The sequence below is a fragment of the Acidovorax sp. 210-6 genome (genome assembly GCF_010020825.1).
Classification (GTDB): domain Bacteria; phylum Pseudomonadota; class Gammaproteobacteria; order Burkholderiales; family Burkholderiaceae_C; genus Simplicispira; species Simplicispira sedimenti.
The window spans coordinates 2218595-2237644 of record NZ_JAACJE010000001.1 but is presented as its reverse complement, the minus strand read 5'-3'; the positions used below and the strand labels follow the sequence as shown (position 1 = coordinate 2237644).

15 protein-coding genes are annotated in these 19050 nt (G+C 64.2%); 9 read left to right on the top strand and 6 right to left on the bottom strand.

The features are described from left to right. Nucleotides 1-61 precede the first annotated feature (61 nt). Together GWK50_RS10285 and GWK50_RS10280 are read right to left on the bottom strand one after the other, a co-directional pair. A complete protein-coding gene (locus tag GWK50_RS10285; protein ID WP_162016422.1) occupies nt 62-688 on the bottom strand; it encodes a response regulator in 627 nt (208 codons plus the stop codon). Beyond that, nucleotides 685-3237: a PAS domain S-box protein gene (locus GWK50_RS10280; RefSeq protein ID WP_162016421.1), complete on the bottom strand. Its 2553-nt coding sequence runs from the start codon at nt 3235-3237 to the stop codon at nt 685-687. The genes GWK50_RS10285 and GWK50_RS10280 overlap by 4 nt, the downstream gene beginning before the upstream one ends. Nucleotides 3238-3404: 167 nt before the next feature. Between GWK50_RS10280 and aceE the strand changes: the two genes are divergently transcribed. Genes aceE through GWK50_RS10260 form a run of 4 tightly spaced genes read left to right on the top strand, consistent with a single transcriptional unit; the run spans nt 3405 to nt 9612 of the window. Continuing rightward, nucleotides 3405-6113, top strand: a complete 2709-nt coding sequence (aceE, locus tag GWK50_RS10275; RefSeq protein ID WP_162016420.1) for a pyruvate dehydrogenase (acetyl-transferring), homodimeric type — start codon at nt 3405-3407, stop codon at nt 6111-6113. A gap of 18 nt (nt 6114-6131) precedes the next feature. Next, on the top strand, nt 6132-7487 hold the full coding sequence (gene aceF / locus GWK50_RS10270; protein WP_162016419.1) for a dihydrolipoyllysine-residue acetyltransferase: 1356 nt from the start codon (nt 6132-6134) through the stop codon (nt 7485-7487). A 13-nt stretch (nt 7488-7500) separates the two neighbouring features. Next, nucleotides 7501-9327: a dihydrolipoyl dehydrogenase gene (gene lpdA / locus GWK50_RS10265; RefSeq protein WP_162016418.1), complete on the top strand. Its 1827-nt coding sequence runs from the start codon at nt 7501-7503 to the stop codon at nt 9325-9327. A gap of 36 nt (nt 9328-9363) precedes the next feature. Further along, nucleotides 9364-9612, top strand: a complete 249-nt coding sequence (locus GWK50_RS10260) for a DUF3079 domain-containing protein (RefSeq protein ID WP_162016417.1) — start codon at nt 9364-9366, stop codon at nt 9610-9612. A gap of 123 nt (nt 9613-9735) precedes the next feature. Here the strand turns inward: GWK50_RS10260 and GWK50_RS10255 are convergent, their stop codons facing one another. Beyond that, complete coding sequence (locus GWK50_RS10255) at nt 9736-10191, bottom strand: heavy metal-responsive transcriptional regulator (protein WP_162016416.1); 456 nt, start codon at nt 10189-10191, stop codon at nt 9736-9738. 94 nt (nt 10192-10285) lie between these two features. Between GWK50_RS10255 and GWK50_RS10250 the strand changes: the two genes are divergently transcribed. Beyond that, nucleotides 10286-11203, top strand: a complete 918-nt coding sequence (locus tag GWK50_RS10250) for an MBL fold metallo-hydrolase (protein ID WP_162016415.1) — start codon at nt 10286-10288, stop codon at nt 11201-11203. Between the two features lie 142 nt (nt 11204-11345). Here GWK50_RS10250 and GWK50_RS10245 read toward each other — a convergent pair whose 3' ends face one another. The 3 genes from GWK50_RS10245 to GWK50_RS10235 form a co-directional block, all read right to left on the bottom strand. Next, nucleotides 11346-12104, bottom strand: coding sequence for a 3-hydroxyacyl-CoA dehydrogenase (locus tag GWK50_RS10245; RefSeq protein ID WP_162016414.1), 759 nt, complete (start codon nt 12102-12104; stop codon nt 11346-11348). Between the two features lie 103 nt (nt 12105-12207). Continuing rightward, nucleotides 12208-13215 (bottom strand): extracellular solute-binding protein, encoded by a 1008-nt coding sequence (locus tag GWK50_RS10240; RefSeq protein WP_242455474.1) that lies wholly within the window; start codon nt 13213-13215, stop codon nt 12208-12210. A gap of 325 nt (nt 13216-13540) precedes the next feature. Continuing rightward, nucleotides 13541-14089, bottom strand: a complete 549-nt coding sequence (locus GWK50_RS10235; RefSeq protein WP_162016412.1) for a phasin family protein — start codon at nt 14087-14089, stop codon at nt 13541-13543. Nucleotides 14090-14340: 251 nt separating this feature from the next. Here GWK50_RS10235 and GWK50_RS10230 point away from each other — a divergent pair, with 251 nt between their 5' ends. The 4 genes from GWK50_RS10230 to rmuC all read left to right on the top strand — a co-directional run bounded on the left by GWK50_RS10230 (nt 14341) and on the right by rmuC (nt 18975). Further along, nucleotides 14341-14784 carry a thioesterase family protein gene (locus tag GWK50_RS10230; protein ID WP_162016411.1) on the top strand — a complete coding sequence of 148 codons (444 nt, stop codon included), beginning with the start codon at nt 14341-14343 and terminating at the stop codon, nt 14782-14784. Between the two features lie 166 nt (nt 14785-14950). After that, nucleotides 14951-16360, top strand: coding sequence for a sodium:proton antiporter (locus GWK50_RS10225; RefSeq protein ID WP_162016410.1), 1410 nt, complete (start codon nt 14951-14953; stop codon nt 16358-16360). Between the two features lie 14 nt (nt 16361-16374). Then, entirely contained in the window at nt 16375-17373 is a 999-nt protein-coding gene (locus tag GWK50_RS10220) for a D-glycerate dehydrogenase (protein ID WP_162016409.1), read from the top strand. Between the two features lie 63 nt (nt 17374-17436). Continuing rightward, on the top strand, nt 17437-18975 hold the full coding sequence (rmuC, locus tag GWK50_RS10215; protein ID WP_162016408.1) for a DNA recombination protein RmuC: 1539 nt from the start codon (nt 17437-17439) through the stop codon (nt 18973-18975). Nucleotides 18976-19050: the final 75 nt, after the last annotated feature.

The following is a 19050-nucleotide window of genomic DNA, read 5'->3' as shown; positions in this document are numbered from 1 at the left end:
AATAAAAATGGCTGCTGGCGCTTATGAATCAAGCGCAAGCAGCTATTAAAACAATAGCAAATCAGGCCTTGGCTGCGGCTTGGCCCAGGGCGATCTTGAGCAGGTCGGCCACGGTGTTGGCGCCCAGCTTTTCCATGATGTTGGCGCGGTGCGCTTCCACGGTCTTGATGCTGATGCCCAGGTCGTCGGCGATCTGCTTGTTCAGGCGCCCGGCGACGATGCGCTCCAGCACCTGCGCCTCGCGGCTGGTCAGCTTGGCCAGCAGCGCTTCGCGGCTGGCGGCCTGTTGGTAGCCCGCAAAGGACTGGCGCGCCACGTCGAGCATGCGCTCCACCAGGTTGACCAGCGCGTCTTCGTTGAAGGGCTTTTGAATGAAGTCCAGCGCGCCTTTCTTCATCGTATCGACCGCCATGGGCACGTCGCCGTGGCCGGTGATGAAGACGATGGGCAGGGGGGATTTGCGCTCGATCAGCCGATCCTGCAGGTCCAGGCCAGTCATGCCGGCCATGCGGATGTCCACGATCAGGCAGACGACTTCGCGCGGGTCGTAGCGCGAGAGAAAGGACTCGGCCGAATCAAAACAGCGCACCCGGTAATCTTTGCCTTCCAGCAGCCATTGCAGCGAATCGCGAACGGCCTCGTCGTCATCGACGACATACACAGTTCCTTTTTTGGGAATCAAGCTCATGCGTTTGTCCTTGGGGGGTGTGCGTTTGCCACGGTGTCTGCCGTGTCGTTGGCAGGCGCAGCGAGGGGCAGCCAGAAGGAAAACCGGCAGCCCGTGACCTCCGGCCCATTGTAGAGGTTCTCTGCCTGCATCCGGCCCTGGTGGGACTCGACGATGCTGCGGCACAGGTTCAACCCCATGCCCATGCCTTCGGTCTTGGTCGAGAAGAAGGCCTCGAACAGCCGGTCCTGCACCTCTTGGGGCAGGCCCTTGCCGGTGTCCTGTACGGAAAACTCCACGCCGTCCTGGCCTTCCACCTGGCGCGGCACCACGCGCAGCTCCACACTGCGGTTGGACAGCGGGCGCTGGGCCTGGGCGATGGATTCGGCGCCGTTCTTCATCAGGTTGATGAGCACCTGCTCGATCAGGATGGAGTCCGCCATCACCTGCGGCAGGCGCGCGGCCACGTAGTGCGTCAGGCGCACGTTGTGGCGGCGCAGCTCGATTTCGGCCAGCTCCGCGGCTTCGCTCACCATGGTGGGCACATCGGCCAGCTGGCGGTTGGGGGCGCTTTTTTTCACGAAGTCCCGGATACGCTGGATGATCTGCCCCGCGCGCTGGGCCTGGTGCGCGGTTTTCTCCATCGCGGTGAGCAGGGCTTCCTCGGTGATGTTGCCCGAGCGGATGCGCGAGATGATGCCGCTGCAGTAGTTGCTGATGGCCGTGAGCGGCTGGTTCAGCTCGTGCGCCACGCTGGAGGCCATCTCGCCCATGGTGATGAGGCGGCTGACCGATTGGGCGCGCTCGGTTTGGCGTGCGCTTTGCTCCTCGGCCAGGCGGCGCGGGGTGATGTCGGTAGCGATCACCATCTGCGCCAGGCGCCCGTCCACCCAGCTCAGGTAGCGCGAGCGCACCTCCAGCCATTTGCCCAGCTCGGGCAGATAGATCTCGGCGTTCTCGGAGGTGGCGCTCGTCAGCGATGTGGTGGGCAGGCCCATGAGGCCGTCCTCGTCTTCCGCGCTCGATGGGGCCGTGGGCAGCACGCCGGCCTGGGCAACCAGTTGCAGATGGCCCCCGGTGTGCGAGCCGAACCACTGGCGGTACAGCTTGTTGGCGAACAGCAACTCCTCGCTGCCCAGCGGTGCCACCGAGACCGAGGCATCCAGCGATTCGAGCACGATGGTGAAGCGCTCGTGCGAGGCACTGAGCTGCTCACGGATGCGGTTGGGCTCGGTGATGTCGGTCATCGATGTCATCCAGCCCGTCTGTTGGCCGTGGGCGTCGATCAGGGGCGACACGTACAGCCGGGCGTCGAACAAGGTGCCGTTCTTGCGCCGCACCCGCACCTGGAAGCCGCCGGGAACGGTCTTGCCGCTGAGTTCTTCCTTCAGGCGGGCGTGCAGGTTGTCGTACTCCGATTCGGGCCAGTACGGGAACGGTGGCAGCTGGCCCACCAGCTCGGCTTCGCTCCAGCCCGTCATCTGGCAGAACGCAGCGTTGACGTAGGTGATGCGGCCTTGCAGGTCCAGGGCGCGCATGCCGGTGAGCACGGAGTTTTCCATGGCACGGCGGAAGTTGGTTTCCATCACCAGCGCGTTTTGGGCCTGCATGCGCCGGCGTGTGTGGCGCCAGGTGGCAATCAGCATCCAGGCCGTCATGGCGCTGAGCGTGCCCACCAGCCAGAACAGGCCGCTGCCCACCACGCCCAGGGAGGTGCGGTAGGCCTGCGCGCGCAGCACCAGGCCATTGCCCACGGGGGACACGGGCACTTCGTACTCGTTGGCCTTGGCGCTCCAGGGCATCCACTGCGCGGCGCGGCCGCGCGGCTGCAAGGGCGTGCCCGCGAGCACCTGGCGGTTCTGGTCGATCAGCGTGACGGCGTAGCGCGCCAGCACTTCGGTGGGGGTCGCGTAGCGCAGCAGGCTGTCGATGGAGTATTCGCCCAGCACCACGCCCGCAAACTTGCCCTGCACGTTCATGGGCACATGCAACTGCAGCAAGGGGGCCGGGGCGTTGGCGCTGGATTCGGGCTGCACGTACACCGGCTGTTGCAGGTCCCGCGTGAGGGCGTAGGTGTCGGCGGTCAGGCTGCCGGCCTGCAATGCCTCGCCCGCCACGCGCACCTGGCTGCCTGCAATGGTGGGTGCGGAATGGGTGGCGCGGACCTGGCCACGATCGTCGATCCAGGTGACGGACTGGAGCTCGGGGTACTGGCTGACCAAGGTTTCCGCGCGCTGGTCGAACTGCGTGCGTTCCATGTCCTGGTTGGCCAGGTCGCGCGCGATGCGCATGAGTTGTTCCTGGCGCTCCAGCAGGCGCAGGCGCACACGCTGCTGGGCGTATTCCAGATCGCGGCGCAGCGCCTCCTGCTCGCGCTCGCCTTCTTCCACGCGCAGGTACCAGAACGCCGCCACGATGGCCGCCATGAACAAAAGAACGGCCGCCAGGGGGGCCAGGGCGGCAAAGCGGTCTTGCCGAACCGGCGACAGGCTGCGCCACCAGGCGCGCCAGCGTTGAACGAGGGTCGCGGGGGCATTGGAAGAAAGGGGCTGCGGCGTGGTTTGTGCCATGTCCTCAAGTGTAGGGGAGGGGGTGTTTGCCTCCTTGGAAGCCGAGGCATGAATTTCTCTGAATTTCACAATACAAAATTGAGTGGCGCTATTTGAAAAATTAAAAAAATGTGCAAAAATGGAGTGAACCCACTAAATTGCCACCACCACAACCCGAGGAGACGCGCATGTCCGCCCAGCAAGACACTGCCACAGGGGCCCCCGCCGCCAACGACGCCGACCAACAGGAAACCCGCGAATGGATGGAGGCCTTGGCCGCCGTCATCGAGAAAGAGGGTCCCGAACGCGCCCACTACCTGCTGGAGCAGTTGCTGGAACATGCGCGCCAGAACAGCATTGACCTGCCGTTTTCGGCCAACACGGGCTATGTGAACACCATCGAGCCCGAGCAAGAGGCGCGCTGCCCCGGCAACATCGCGATCGAAAAGCGCCTGCGCGCCTACATGCGCTGGAACGCCATGGCCATGGTGGTGCGCGCCAACCGCCTCAATCCGCCCGACGGTGGCGACCTGGGCGGGCACATCGGCTCGTTCGCCTCGCTCGCCAGCATGTGGGGTGCGGGCTTCAACCATTTCTGGCACGCCGAGAGCGAAAACCACGGCGGCGACTGCATCTACTTCCAGGGCCACAGCGCCCCCGGCATCTATGCGCGCGCCTACCTCGAGGGCCGCATCAGCGAGGAGCAGCTCGAGAGCTTCCGCCAGGAGGTCGGTGGCAAGGGCCTGTCGAGCTACCCGCACCCCAAACTGATGCCGGGCTTCTGGCAGTTCCCCACGGTGAGCATGGGCCTGGGGCCCATGATGGCGATCTACCAGGCGCGCTTCCTCAAGTACCTGCATGCCCGCGGCATCGCCAAGACGGACAACCGCAAGGTCTGGGTGTTCCTCGGCGACGGCGAGATGGACGAGCCCGAGAGCAAGGGCGCCATCAGCCTGGCGGCGCGCGAGAACCTGGACAACCTGATCTTCGTCATCAACTGCAACCTGCAGCGCCTGGACGGCCCGGTGCGCGGCAACGGCAAGATCATCCAGGAGCTCGAAGGCGACTTCCGCGGCGCGGGCTGGCATGTGATCAAGCTGCTGTGGGGCAAGGGCTGGGACGAGCTGCTGCGCCGCGACAAGAGCGGCAAGCTCAAGCAGCTCATGATGGAAACGCTGGACGGCGACTACCAGACCTACCGCGCCATGGACGGCGCCTACATCCGCAAGCATTTCTTCGGCAAGCACCCCGAGACGGCAAAATTGGTCGAGCACCTCTCCGATGATGAAATCTGGGAGCTGCGCCGCGGCGGCCACGAGCCCGAGAAGGTGTATGCCGCCTTCCATGCGGCCAATGAACACCAGGGCCAGCCTACGGTGTTGCTGGTCAAGACCGTCAAGGGCTATGGCATGGGCAAGGCCGGTGAGGGCAAGAACACCGTGCACCAGACCAAGAAGCTGTCGGACGAGGACATCAAGTACATCCGCGACCGTTTCAACATCCCGATCCCCGACAGCGAGCTGGACAAGCTGCCCTACTACAAGCCGGCCGACGACACGCCGGAAATGAAGTACCTGCACGAGCGCCGCAAGGCCCTGGGCGGCTACCTGCCGCAGCGTCGCACGCACGCCGACGAGAGTTTCACCGTGCCGGCGCTGGAGACCTTCAAGGCCGTGCTGGAGCCCACCGCGGAGGGCCGCGAGATCTCCACCACCCAGGCCTACGTGCGCTTTCTCACGCAGCTGCTGCGCGACAAGGCCCTGGGTCCGCGCGTGGTGCCCATCCTGGTGGATGAGGCGCGTACCTTCGGCATGGAGGGATTGTTCCGCCAGATTGGCATCTACAACCCCAAGGGCCAGCTCTACACCCCGGTCGACCGCGACCAGGTGATGTACTACAAGGAAGACAAGGCCGGTCAGATTCTTCAGGAAGGCATCAATGAGGCGGGCGGCATGTGCTCGTGGATCGCTGCGGCGACGTCGTATTCGACGAACAACCGCATCATGATCCCGTTCTATGTTTACTACTCGATGTTCGGCTTCCAGCGCTTTGGTGACTTCGCCTGGGCCGCGGGCGACATGCAGGCGCGCGGCTTCATCCTGGGGGGCACGTCGGGCCGCACCACGCTCAACGGCGAAGGCCTGCAGCACGAGGACGGCCACAGCCACATCCTGGCCAACACCATTCCCAACTGCGTGAGCTATGACCCGACCTTCGCGCACGAGGTGGCGGTCATCATGCAGGACGGCCTGAAGCGCATGGTGGAGAAGCAGGAAAACGTCTACTACTACATCACGCTGCTCAATGAGAACTACGCCATGCCGGGCCTGCAGCCGGGCACGGAAGAGCAGATCATCAAGGGCATGTACCTGTGCAAGGCCGGCGCGGACGGCGACAAGCGCGTGCAGCTGCTGGGCTCGGGCTCGATCCTGCGCGAATCGATCGAGGCGCAGAAGCTGCTCGCCGCCGACTGGGGCGTGCAGGCCGACGTGTGGAGCTGCACCAGCTTCAACGAGCTGACCCGCGAGGGCCAGGACGTGGCGCGCTGGAACCTGCTGCATCCGCTGGAGACACCGCGCGTGTCCTTCGTGGCGCAGCAGCTGGGCGGCCGCCCGGGCCCGGTGGTGGCGTCCACCGACTACATGAAGAACTACGCCGAGCAGATCCGCGCCTTCATCCCCGCAGGGCGCTCCTACAGCGTGCTGGGCACCGACGGCTTCGGCCGCAGCGACTTCCGCTACCGCCTGCGCGAGCACTTCGAGATCAACCGCCACTACATCGTCGTGGCCGCGCTCAAGGCCCTGAGCGAGCAGGGCACGGTGCCCGCCGCCAAGGTGGCCGAGGCCATTGCCAAGTACGGCATCAAGGCCGACAAGACCAACCCGCTGTACGCGTAAACAGAACCGGAGACAAACATGGCACTGATGGACATCCTGGTCCCGGACATCGGGGATTTCGACGAAGTGGGCGTGATCGAGTTGCTCGTCAAGGCGGGCGACACGGTCAAGGCCGAGCAATCGCTCATCACGGTCGAGTCGGACAAGGCGTCGATGGAGATCCCATCGAGCCACGCCGGCGTGGTGAAGGAACTGCGCGTGCAGGTGGGCGACAAGGTCAAGCAGGGCTCGGTGGTGCTGGTGCTCGACGCCGCAGGCGCACCCGCCCAGGCATTTGAGCAAAAAACGGCTGCAGCGCCCGCAGAACAAGCGCCAGCAGCTATCAAAACAGAAGCGCCCGCGGTTGTGGTGGCTGCCCCTGCCGCCGCAATGCCCCCGGCACCCGCTGCGGCCGCACCGGCGGTGGCTGCGCCTGCGCACCAGCCTGGTACGCCCACCGGCGGCCTGCCGCACGCCAGCCCCTCGGTGCGCAAGTTTGCGCGCGAGCTGGGCGTGCCGCTGGCCGAAGTCCAGGGTACCGGCCCCAAGGGCCGCATTTCGCACGAGGACGTGCAGGCCTTCACCCAGCGGGTGATGGCAGGCAGCGTGCAGACCAAGGCCCAGGCCGCCAAGGCCCCGGCCGGTGGTGGCACGGGTGTGGGCCTGGACCTGCTGCCCTGGCCCAAGGTGGACTTCACCAAGTTTGGCCCGGTGGAGCGCAAGGACCTCTCGCGCATCAAGAAGATCAGCGGCGCCAACCTGGCACGCAACTGGGTGATGATTCCGCACGTCACCAACAACGACGAGGCCGACATCACCGAGCTGGAAGCCTTCCGCGTCTCCACCAACAAGGAGAACGAAAAGAGCGGCGTCAAGGTCACCATGCTGGCCTTCGTCATCAAGGCGGTGGTTGCGGCGCTCAAGAAGTTCCCGGAGTTCAACACCAGCCTCGATGGCGACACCCTGGTGTACAAGCAGTACTTCCACATCGGCTTTGCCGCCGACACGCCCAACGGCCTGGTGGTGCCTGTGCTGCGCGACGCCGACCAGAAGGGCATCCTGCAGATCAGCGCCGAGATGGCCGAGCTGGCCAAGAAGGCCCGCGACGGCAAGCTGGGCGCGGCCGACATGCAGGGCGGCTGCTTCTCCATCAGCTCGCTGGGCGGCATTGGCGGCACGCATTTCACGCCCATCATCAACGCGCCGGAAGTGGCCATCCTGGGCCTGTCCAAGGGCCAGATGAAGCCCGTGTGGGATGGCAAGCAGTTCGTGCCGCGCCTGACGCTGCCGCTGTCGCTGTCGTACGACCACCGCGTGATCGACGGCGCCTCCGCTGCGCGCTTCAATGCCTACCTGGGCCAACTGCTGGCGGACTACCGCCGCATCCTGCTGTGAAAGGAGCCTGGACATGGCAGTGATTGATATCAAGGTCCCCGACATCGGCGACTTCGACGAAGTGGGCGTGATCGAGGTGCTCGTGAAGGTGGGTGACACCATCCGCGCCGAGCAGAGCCTGGTCACCGTGGAGTCCGACAAGGCCTCCATGGAGATTCCCTCCAGCCACGCGGGCGTGGTCAAGGAGCTCAAGGTTCAGCTCGGCGACAAGGTTGCAGAGGGCAGCGTGCTGCTGTCGCTGGAAGTGGCCGGTGAGGGAGCCGCGTCTGCGCCTGCGGCGCCAGTATCCAAGCCAAATGAGGCCGCAGCGCCCGTAGAATCTGCGCAAGCAGCTATCAATATCGAAGCATCCAGCTACACCGGCTCGACCGATCTGGACTGCGACGTGCTGGTGCTGGGCGGCGGCCCCGGCGGCTACAGCGCCGCGTTCCGCGCGGCCGACCTGGGCCTGAAGGTGGTGCTGGTGGAGCGCTATGCCCAGCTCGGTGGCGTGTGCCTGAACGTGGGCTGCATTCCCAGCAAGGCTCTGCTGCATGTGGCGGCGGTGATGGATGAAGTGGCGCACCTCTCGGCAGCGGGTGTCGATTTTGGCGCGCCCCAGGTCAATGTGGACAACTTGCGTGGCCACAAGGAAAAGGTCATCGCCAAGCTCACCGGCGGCCTGGGCCAGATGGCCAAGATGCGCAAGGTCACCATCGTGCGCGGCTACGGTGCCTTCGTCGGCGCCAATCACCTCGAGGTGGAAGAAACCACCGGCACCGGCCAGGACAAGACCGGCAGCAAAAAGGTGGTGGCGTTCAAGAAGGCCATCATCGCCGCAGGCAGCCAGGCCGTGCGCCTGCCCTTCATGCCCGACGACCCGCGCGTGGTGGACTCCACCGGCGCACTGGCCCTGCAGGGCGTGCCGCAAAAGATGCTCATTGTCGGCGGCGGCATCATCGGCCTGGAAATGGGCACGGTGTACAGCACGCTGGGCGCACGCCTGGACGTGGTCGAGATGATGGACGGCCTGATGCAGGGTGCGGACCGCGACCTCGTCAAGGTCTGGGAGAAGATGAACAAGCACCGCTTCGACAACATCCGGCTCAAGACCAAGACCGTGGGCGCCCAGGCCACGCCCGAAGGCATCCAGGTGCAGTTCGAGGGCCTGGACGGTACCAAGAGCGAAGGCACCTACGACCTCGTGCTGCAGGCCGTGGGCCGCACGCCCAACGGCAAGAAGATCGCTGCCGACAAGGCCGGTGTGGCGGTGACGGACCGTGGCTTCATCAACGTGGACATCCAGATGCGCACCAATGTGCCGCACATCTTCGCCATTGGCGACATCGTGGGCCAGCCCATGCTGGCGCACAAGGCGGTGCACGAGGCGCATGTGGCGGCAGAAGTCATCGCCGGCGAATTGCAGGGCAACAAGGAGCTGGCCAGCGCCGCCTTCAACGCCCGCGTGATCCCCAGCGTGGCCTACACCGACCCCGAAGTGGCCTGGGTGGGCCTGACCGAGGACCAGGCCAAGCAGCAGGGCATCAAGGTCAAGAAGGGCCTGTTCCCCTGGGCCGCCTCGGGCCGTGCCATTGCCAACGGGCGTGACGAAGGCTTCACCAAGCTGCTGTTCGACGACAGCCCCGAGGCGCACGGCCACGGCAAGATCCTGGGCGGTGGCATCGTCGGTACCCACGCGGGCGACATGATCGGCGAGATCGCCCTGGCCATCGAGATGGGTGCCGACGCCGTGGACATCGGCAAGACCATCCATCCCCACCCCACGCTGGGCGAGAGCATTGGCATGGCGGCGGAAGTGGCACACGGCAGCTGCACCGACGTGCCGCCAGCGCGCAAATAGCCCCTTGCCAACATCCACGGCAATACAGACGCAGCCATGGCCGCCAAGAAGTTCCCCAAGGCCCCGGCACACCCCGAGCGCATCTGCTGGGGCTGCGATCTGTATTGCCCCGCCAACGACATGCGCTGCGGCAACGGCTCAGACCGTACGCAGCACCCGGCGGAGTTGTTTGGGGATGACTGGGAGGAGTGGGGTACGGCAGCGTCGGAGCCGCAGGCTGGCGCTGCGCTGCCGACCGTGCCGCATCAGGTGGAGGCTTTGTACCCAAAAGCCCCGGATAGGTGAGGAAGTGACATCCGGGTAGCGCTGAATTGCTATCAATTCAATAGTGCGCCGCGCAGGTTCCGCAGGGACTGCGCGGCATTTTTATGCGCATGGCTCGCTGTGTCGGCATGCCAGGCCTGCACATCAAGTGGACTGCGGCTGGCGCTTGGCAAATGCACGCCGCGCCACTGCGACTCCCGCGCCGCTGCCACTGTCCGGTGCCGTTGCATGGGCTGCGGCCACTGGCTGGTGGGGGGCGCAGCGCAGCGCGCTGAAGGTGGCCGCCAACTCCTTCTTCAAGGTCTTGAGCTGCGCCATGTGCGCATCGATCTGCGCCATCTTGGCCTTGAGCTGCTGCTCGATCTCGGTGCGGCCCAACGTGCCTTGCACCACTTGCGGCAAGATGGCCCGTATCTCTGCCAGCGAGAACCCCAGCGCCTGTGCGCCCCGCACAAAGCGCACCAGATCGACATGGGTGTCGGTGTAGCGGCGATAGCCATTGGCCTGGCGCTGAGGTGCGCTGATGAGGCCTTGCTTCTCGTAGTAACGCACGGTATCGGTGGAGACCCCGACCGCTTTAGCGAGCTGACTGATGTTCATGGTGGTGGGGGCAGACAAGGCCGTGCAATGGGTGCTTGACATTGGAGCATAGACCAAGCTTTACGCTCGGCTCCCTTGCTCTACAGGACCCACCATGCTGCTTCTTCGCACCTGCTTCTTTGCTTTCTTTCTAGCGACCCTTCCGGTGGCTTTGTTGCACGCCCAGACGGCGCCGCCGCAGTCCGACAGTCTTCCAAAGGTGGGCTTTGCGATCATCAAAACATCCCAGGTGGCCGTGGCCCAGGCGTTGCTGGTGCCGGGCGGCAGCGTCACCCAACAGGTGGACTCGAATTTCTCGGCCTTCCTGATCAAGCACCATGATGACTACCTGCTGTTCGACACCGGCATGGGCAACCAGATCGACGATCAGTACCAGCAGGGTATGCCGATGTGGTGGCGCTTGTTCTTCAAGTACGACAAGCCGGTGGTCAGTGCGCGTGCGCAATTGGACAAGGCGGGCATGGCGCTTCCGCAGCGCGTGATTCTGAGCCACAGCCACTGGGACCATGCTGGCGGGGTGCTGGACTTCCCGCAGGCGCGGGTGGGGGTTGCTGCCGCTGAACTGGAATTGGTACGCAAACCCAGCACGGGGCCTGGGGGCACCTGGGCGTCGCAAATTGGAGCGGACTCCATCCAGTGGGAGCCCTTGGTGTTTCAGCAGACGCCATACAAGGGCTACGCGGAAAGTCTGGACGTCTATCAGGACGGCACGGTGGTGCTGGTCCCCATGCCGGGGCACACGCCGGGCTCATTGGGGCTTTTCGTCACCGTGGATTCCGGGAGGCAGTATTTCTTCATCGGTGATGTGGCCTGGACCGTGGCCGCACTGCGTCAGGGCGCGGCCAAATTCTGGGTGGCAGGCAAGCTGGTGGACGGCGATGCGCAGCAGACGCAGGCCAGCCTGGCCAAGGTGCGCGCGCTGATGCATGCGGAGCCGGGACTGGTGGTGATTCCGGCACACGACAGTGTGGTGCAGGACGGCTTGGGCTATTTTCCGGACTGGGTCCGCTGAGCGGATTTGATGATCCAAACAGACGCCGGAGACGCGGACATCGCTCGCGCCCGAGGCGCCCGCGTGCTCAAGGGTTTGTTGATGGAGAGCGCTGGCCGCGCCAGCCCTGAGTGGCTTGCGCGGCCCTTGGGCAGGGGAGCGCTCAGCGCGGCGCCAGGCGGATGGCCCCGTCCAGACGGATCACTTCGCCGTTGAGCATGTCGTTTTCAAAGATGTGCTGAACCAGCTTGGCGTAGTCCTGCGGCGTACCCAGGCGGCTGGGGAAGGGCACCCCAGCGGCCAGGGCGTCCTGCACTTCCTTGGGCATGCCAAAGAGCATGGGCGTGCCAAAGATGCCCGGTGCAATGGTCATGTTGCGGATGCCGTTGCGTGCCAGGTCGCGGGCGATGGGCAGGGTCATGCCCACCACGCCACCCTTGGAGGCGCTGTAGGCGGCCTGGCCGATCTGGCCGTCGTAGGCAGCGACGCTGGCGGTGGAAATCAGCACTCCGCGCTCACCGGTGGCCTCCGGCTCGTTCTTGCACATGGCCTCGGCGGCCAGGCGGATCATGTTGAAGCTGCCGATGAGGTTGACGGTGATGGTCTTGCTGAACAATGCCAGTGCGTGGGCGCCGTTTTTGCCCACGGTTTTCTCGGCCGGTGCAATGCCTGCGCAGTTGACCAGGCCCATGAGCTTGCCCATCGAGACTGCCTGAGCCACCGCGGCCTGGCCGTCGGCTTCGCTGCTGACATCGCAGCGCACGAAGGCGCCACCAATTTCCTTGGCCACGGCCTCGCCCTTGTCGGCCTGCATGTCGGCGATGACCACCTTGCCACCCTGTGCTGCCAGCATGCGTGCCGTGCCTTCACCCAGACCGGAAGCCCCGCCCGTGACGATGAATACCTTGCCTTTGATGTCCATGTGCTGCTCCAATGAGTGACGTAACGTAAACGTCAATTATCGCCGATGCATGCCCCAGAAATGAAAACCCGGCCAGGCCGGGTTTTCACGGGGAAACTGGGACTTACTTGAAGCCGACGCGGTCCAGCATTTGCTGCACCTTCACCGTGTTGGCGCCCACGGCGCTGATCGGGATGGTCTCGCTCTTGAACGGTGCGCCGCCGGTCATGGACTTGAGCGCCGGGTTGTCCACCGCCACACCCTTGGCGGCTGGCCACTCGTTGTTGCCGTTGGCAAAGTAGTTCTGGGCAGAGGCACTGGCCAGGTATTCCAGGAATTTGACCGCGTTCTCCTGGTTCTTCGCATGGCGTGCCACGGCACCACCGGCGATGTTCATGTGCGTGCCCCAGGATTGCTGGTTGGGAAACACCACGCCCACCTTGCTGATCACGGCAGTGTCTTCCGGCTTGGTGGAGCGCAGCAAACGGGCCAGGTAGTAGCTGTTGGTCACGGCGACATCGCATTCGCCAGCCGCCACCGCCTTGATCTGGTCGGTGTCACCCCCCTTGGGGGCGCGTGCCAGATTGGACACCACGCCCTTGAGCCATTCTTCGGCCTTGGCGTCGCCCAGGTGCTCGGTCACGGCGCCAAACAGGCTCAGGTTGTACGGGTGCGAGCCCGAGCGGATGCACAGCTTGCCCTTGTTCTTGGGGTCACCCAGCTCTTCGTAGGTGTCCACATCGTCTTTTTGCACCTTGGTCTTGTTGTAAACAATCACGCGGGCACGGGTGGAGAGGCCATACCAGGAAATACCTCCATCTGCTGCGGGCTGGCTGCGCAGGTGGGCCGGAATGGCGTCGTTCAGCACCTTGGACTGGATGGGTTTGAACAGGCCGTCCACTTCCCCTTTGTGCAGGCGCGCGGCATCCACGAGCAGGATCACATCGGCGGGCGAGGCCGAGCCTTCGGCCTTGAGGCGCGCGAGGATGCCTGCGTCGTCGGCGTCCACGCGGTTGATGCGGATGCCCGTGGCTTTGGTGAAATCGTTGTAGAGCGCCTCGTCGGTCGAGTAGTGGCGCGCCGAGTAGAGGTTCACGACTTGTTCTTGCGCCGAGGCGGCGCCCAGGGTCATGGCAAGCACACCGCCAACCAGCAAGGCGGGGGCGAATTTTCGGGTCATGGATCGGGGCTTTCTGCGGATGTCAGGAAATGCCGATCATAAAGCAAACACGAACAATTCGCAATTGATTGCGAGGGCGGAGCCGGGCTGATGTTGGGGTTGAGCGGGGCAAAAAAAAAGCCCGGTCGAAACCGGGCTTTAAAAGGATCCAAGAAACGGGGGGTTTCGAGAGGATCCAAGGAGACAACTGGAGAGTCCTGTGTTTGCAGAACCGATGCCGCAATTATCAGGGTATTCCCTGAAGTTTGGCTAGAGTGTGTGCTCCAAAACCACAGACTTAGCGCTTGCGGGGCGTGGCGGTCTTGGCGGCGTCGGCCGCCGTGGTGGCCATGGCGTTGAAGTTGGCTTCTGCGGCGTCGGTAGCCTGCTTGACGGCTTTTTGCACCGAATCAAAAGCATTGTTGGCGGCGGACACGGCGCTCTTCATCACGGCGACGGCGGTCTCGGAGCCAGCGGGGGCGTTCTTGGCAGCGGCGTCCACCATGCTGGCGAAGTTCTTCTGGGCTTCGCTGGCCTTGGCTTCGGCAACCTTGCTGAACTCGGTGCCGGTGCCCGAGGCGATGTCGTACAGGTGGCGGCTGTAGGACGCGGTCTTTTCAGCCAGAGGCTGCAGCAGGCCGGCCTGCAGAGCCATCAGCTCCTGAACGTCCTTGACGCTCAGCACGGCCTGGGTGTGGCTGGCGGCTTCGTTCAGGGCTGCGCGGGAGGCGGTGAGGTTGAGTTCCACCAGCTTTTCCACGCCTTCAAAGGCCTTGGTCGTCAGACCAAAAAGGGTTTCCATGTTGGCTTTGTGGGCGGCCAGAATTTGTTCGTTCGTCAGGGACATGAGATATCTCCATTGCTGTGAGGTGGTTGGCCTCGGGTTTCAGGATTTGTCTGCTCTGTCCATGCGTTCCAATCATGTTGCAGTGCAGCATGGTCTTTATTGTAGGTCTGCATCTGTGAAAATCAAGTGAAAATGTTGCGATGCAGCAAAATAGTGGTCAAACCTTACAAACTGTTGCCGTTTGTGCGCTTTCACAGAGGTGACTGTTCTGGCTTGGCGCTACACGCGTTGCACGCGCAGAATGCGGCCCCATGAACGCACCGCAACGTCCCAAGCCTTTACCTCGCAGCGCATTTCCGGTCTTTCGAACCATCACGACCCGTTGGATGGACAACGACGTCTATGGCCACGTGAACAACGTGGTGTATTACAGCTGGTTCGATACGGCGGTGAATGCCTACCTGATCGAGCACGGGGCTCTCGACATCCACGCCGGGTCAACCATTGGCCTGGTGATCGAGACCCAGTGCAATTATTTTGCTCCGCTGGCCTTTCCTCAGGATGTGCATGCAGGCATTCGGGTGGCGCACATGGGTACTTCCAGTGTGCGGTATGAGGTGGGGTTGTTTGACGCCCGGGAAGAGCATTGTGCTGCGGCAGGGCACTTCGTTCATGTGTATGTGGATCGGGACACCAGGCGCCCGGTCCATGTTCCTCAGGCTCTGCGCCAGGTGCTGGAGCCGCTGGTGGTGTGAGCGTGAGGCTGCGCCGCTGCGTTCAAGTTCCCGTCAGTTCAACGTACGAAGTCTCTCCTACACTGCCAAAGGCCTGTGTGGGATGGCATAGTTGCTGTCTCGATCGGCAGAGCGTCCATGCAGAGCAGGGCGCGTTGTAGATTTCCAAAAAGAGGGAGACAAACCCATGCTGCGTTTTCGCGGGCTGTTGCTGGCCGCTTTGTGCATTCTTCCCGAGCTGTCCCTGGCAGCGGATATTGACGGCAGTGCGTTGCCTCTGTGGTGGGGCATTCCGTTCGCCGGGATTCTGCTGTCCATCGCCGTCATGCCGCTGGTGGCGCCCATCTTCTGGCACCACCATTTTGGCAAGGTGGCTGCGGGATGGGCGTTGTTGTTCCTGGTTCCCTTTGCCGTGGCCTTTGGTCCCGGGTTGGCGGGGGCAAGCCTGGTGCATGCACTCCTGGCGGAGTACATCCCCTTTGTGATCCTGCTGACGGCACTTTTTACTGTGGCGGGCGGCATTTACATCAAGGGCAACCTGCATGGCAGCCCGGGGCTCAACACGGGGCTGTTGGCCATTGGCGCAGTGCTGGCCAGCTTCATGGGAACGACGGGGGCGTCGATGCTGCTGATTCGTCCTCTGATCCGTGCCAACGACAACCGCAAGCACAAAGCCCATGTGGTGGTGTTCTTCATCTTCATCGTGTCCAACGCGGGCGGTTCCCTTACGCCGCTGGGGGATCCTCCGCTGTTCCTGGGGTTCCTGAAGGGCGTGGACTTCTTCTGGACGCTTTCGCATATCTTTCCGGAAACCCTGTTTCTGCTGGGCGCGCTGCTGGGTATCTTTTATGCGATGGATTGGTGGTACTACCACAAGCGCGAGGAAATGCTGCCGCGTGACCCCACGCCCGATACACCGGGCATCGGCTTCGAGGGCAAGCACAACTTCGGCTTGCTGGGCGTGGTCGTTGCGCTGGTGCTGATGAGCGGCTTCTGGAAATCTTCGGTGGTGTTCAACATAGCGGGAACGGAAGTGGGCCTGCCCGGCATCGTGCGCGACCTCGGTCTGGTGGCGGTGACGTTACTGTCGCTTTGGCTCACGCCCAAGGCGGTGCATGAAAGCAACCAGTTTGGCTGGGGCCCAATGCAGGAAGTGGCCAAGCTGTTTGCGGGCATTTTCCTGACCATCATCCCGGTGATTGCCATGCTCAAGGCCGGTGTGAACGGGCCGTTCGGCGCCATCGTGAGCGCCGTGACGCGGCCCGATGGCTCGCCCGACCCGGCCATGTACTTCTGGGCCACGGGGGCGCTGTCCTCGTTTCTGGACAACGCGCCGACCTATCTGGTGTTCTTCAACACGGCCGGGGGCGATCCTGCGGTGCTGATGACCACGCTGGCCCCTACGCTGGCGGCCATTTCTGCGGGCGCGGTGTTCATGGGTGCCAACACCTACATCGGCAATGCGCCCAATCTGATGGTCAAGGCCATTGCAGAAGACCGTGGCGTCAACATGCCCAGCTTCTTTGGCTACATGCTGTGGTCTGGGGCCATTCTGGTGCCGCTCTTTGTGCTTATCACCTTCATCTGGTTCCGCTGAAGGCAAGGCGGCCCATGTCCAAGCCCCGCATCCTGATTGCCCGTGCCGTTTTTCCTGAAGTGGTCGAGCACCTCTCGCTCCATTTCCAGGTGGAGTCCAACCAGGAAGATGTCCTCCGGTCACCGGCTGAATTGGCGGCACGCCTGGTGGACAAGGACGGAGCCCTTACCACCGGCAGCGAGCGCATCGACCGCAGCCTTCTGGCTGCCTGCCCGCGGTTGCGCATCGTGGCCAACATGGCCGTGGGCTACAACAACTTCGATGTGGACGCCATGACGGCGGCCGGCGTGCAGGGCACCAACACGCCCGACGTGCTGACCGAAACCACGGCCGACTTCGGCTTTGCGCTGCTCATGGCCACGGCGCGGCGTGTGACAGAGAGCGAGCATTTCCTGCGCGCGGGCCGCTGGAACAAGTGGAGCTACGACATGTTCGCGGGTGCCGAGGTGCACGGCACGCGCCTGGGCATCATTGGCATGGGCCGCATCGGGCAGGGCATTGCGCGGCGTGGCGCCCACGGCTTTGGCATGGACGTGGTTTACCACAACCGCACGCGCCTGGACCCGGCGCTGGAGGCCGAGTGCAAGGCGCGCTACGTTGCCAAGGAAGAACTGCTGCGCACGGCCGACCATGTGGTGCTGGTGCTGCCCTACACGGCCGATTCGCACCACACCATCGGCGCGGCGGAGCTGGCGCAGATGAAGCCCACGGCCACGCTGGTGAACATTGCTCGCGGGGGTATCGTTGACGACGCTGCGCTGGCCCAGGCGCTGCGCGAGCGGCGTATCGCGGCAGCCGGTCTGGATGTGTTCGAAGGCGAGCCCCAGGTGCATCCGGGCCTGTTGGAGGTGCCCAATGTGGTGCTCACGCCGCACATCGCCAGCGCCACCGTCGGCACGCGCCTGGCCATGGCCAACCTGGCGGCAGACAACCTGATTGCCTTCTTCGACGGGCGCGGGCCGCTGACTCCCGTGAACACACCCGCAGTGCGCACCATCACGCCATCAATTTAGGCGAAAATGGGCTCCGGCGCTCATATAGCAAGCGCCATCAGCTATCAAATTGGAAGCAAATCCGTGACCATTGAAACCCTGGCCGTGCTGGCCGCTGCTCTGCTGGTTCTGGCCGCCCTGGGCCTGGGTGGGTTCTGGGGTGCGGCCCGCGCCCGGCGCGAGGCCCAGGCGCAGCAGGAGCAGGCCGTCGCGCAAGCCCGAGCCCAGGCCTTGATGGAAGCCCAGGCCACGGCCAACACCCAGATCGCCACCGCGCAGGAGCGCGTACGCGGGCTGGAGGCCGAACGCGCCGGGTTGCTGGCCGAGCTGCAGCACCTGCGTACCCAGGCCGACAGCTGGCGCGAGGCGCTGGATGCCGCGCGCGATGAGCGCGCCCAGCTCGCCGAGCGGGCCGCCCGCGTGCCGGGGCTCGAAGCCCAGTGCCATGAGCAGGCAGCGCTCACGCAGGCCGCGCGCCAGCAGGTGGCCGACCTGCAAAGCCAGCTCGCCGCCCAGGCCATGCAACTCGACGCCGAACGCCGCGCCGCCCAGGAAAAGCTCCAGCTCCTGAACGAGGCGCGCGAGGCGCTCACGCACCAGTTCAAAAGCCTGGCCAACGACATCCTCGAAGAAAAAGGCAAGCGCTTTGCCGAGCAGAACCAGCAGAGCCTGGGCCTGCTGCTCGACCCGCTGCGCATGCGCCTGCAGGAGTTCCAGGGCAAGGTCGAGCAGTTCTACGACGCCGAGGGCAAGCAGCGCTCGGCCCTGAGCCAGCAGGTGCACCAGCTCATGGGGCTCAACCAGGTGCTGAGCGAGGATGCCAAGAACCTCACGCAGGCGCTCAAAGGCTCCACCAAGGCGCAAGGCAACTGGGGTGAGCTGATCCTGGAGCGCGTGCTGGAACTCGCTGGTCTGCGCCGGGGCGTGGAATACGACGTGCAGGAAAACCACCTGCGCGACGACGGCACGCGCGCCCAGCCCGACGTGGTCATCCATCTGCCCGAGGACCGGCACCTGGTGGTGGACGCCAAGGTTTCGCTGCTGGCCTACGAGGAATACGCCAGCGCCGATGACGAGGCTCAGCGCGCCGCCGCGCAGCGCCGCCACCTCGAATCGGTGCGCCAGCACATCAAGGGCCTGTCCGAGCGCAACTACCAGCAGCTCTACGGCCTGCAATCGCTCGACTTCGTGCTCATGTTCGTGCCCATCGAGCCCGCGTTCATGCTCGCCGTCACGTCCGACAGCCAGCTCTACAGCGACGCCTGGAACAGGAATGTGCTGCTGGTGAGCCCATCCACACTGCTGTTCGTGGTGCGCACCGTGGCCCACCTTTGGCGCCAGGAGGCGCAGAGCCGCAATGCGCAGGAAATCGCCCAGCGTGGCGCCGAGCTCTACGACCGCCTGGTAGGCTTTGTCGAAGACCTGGAGCGCGTGGGCAAGAACCTCACCCAGGCCCAGGACGCCTACTCCAATGCCCACAAAAAACTGAGCCAGAACCGCGGCAACGTGATCCGCCAGGCCGAGATGCTGCGTGAACTGGGCGTCAAGCCGACCAAGGCCTTGCCAGCGGCGCTGGTGGACAGGGCCAAGGAGGAATCCACAGAAACCCTGCCGCCTGCGTGAGTTGACACACAGTGCGTAAAACAGCTGAACAGCAGGGTATGGGGGGCTTGCGAAATGACCCAATCGGAGTAGATT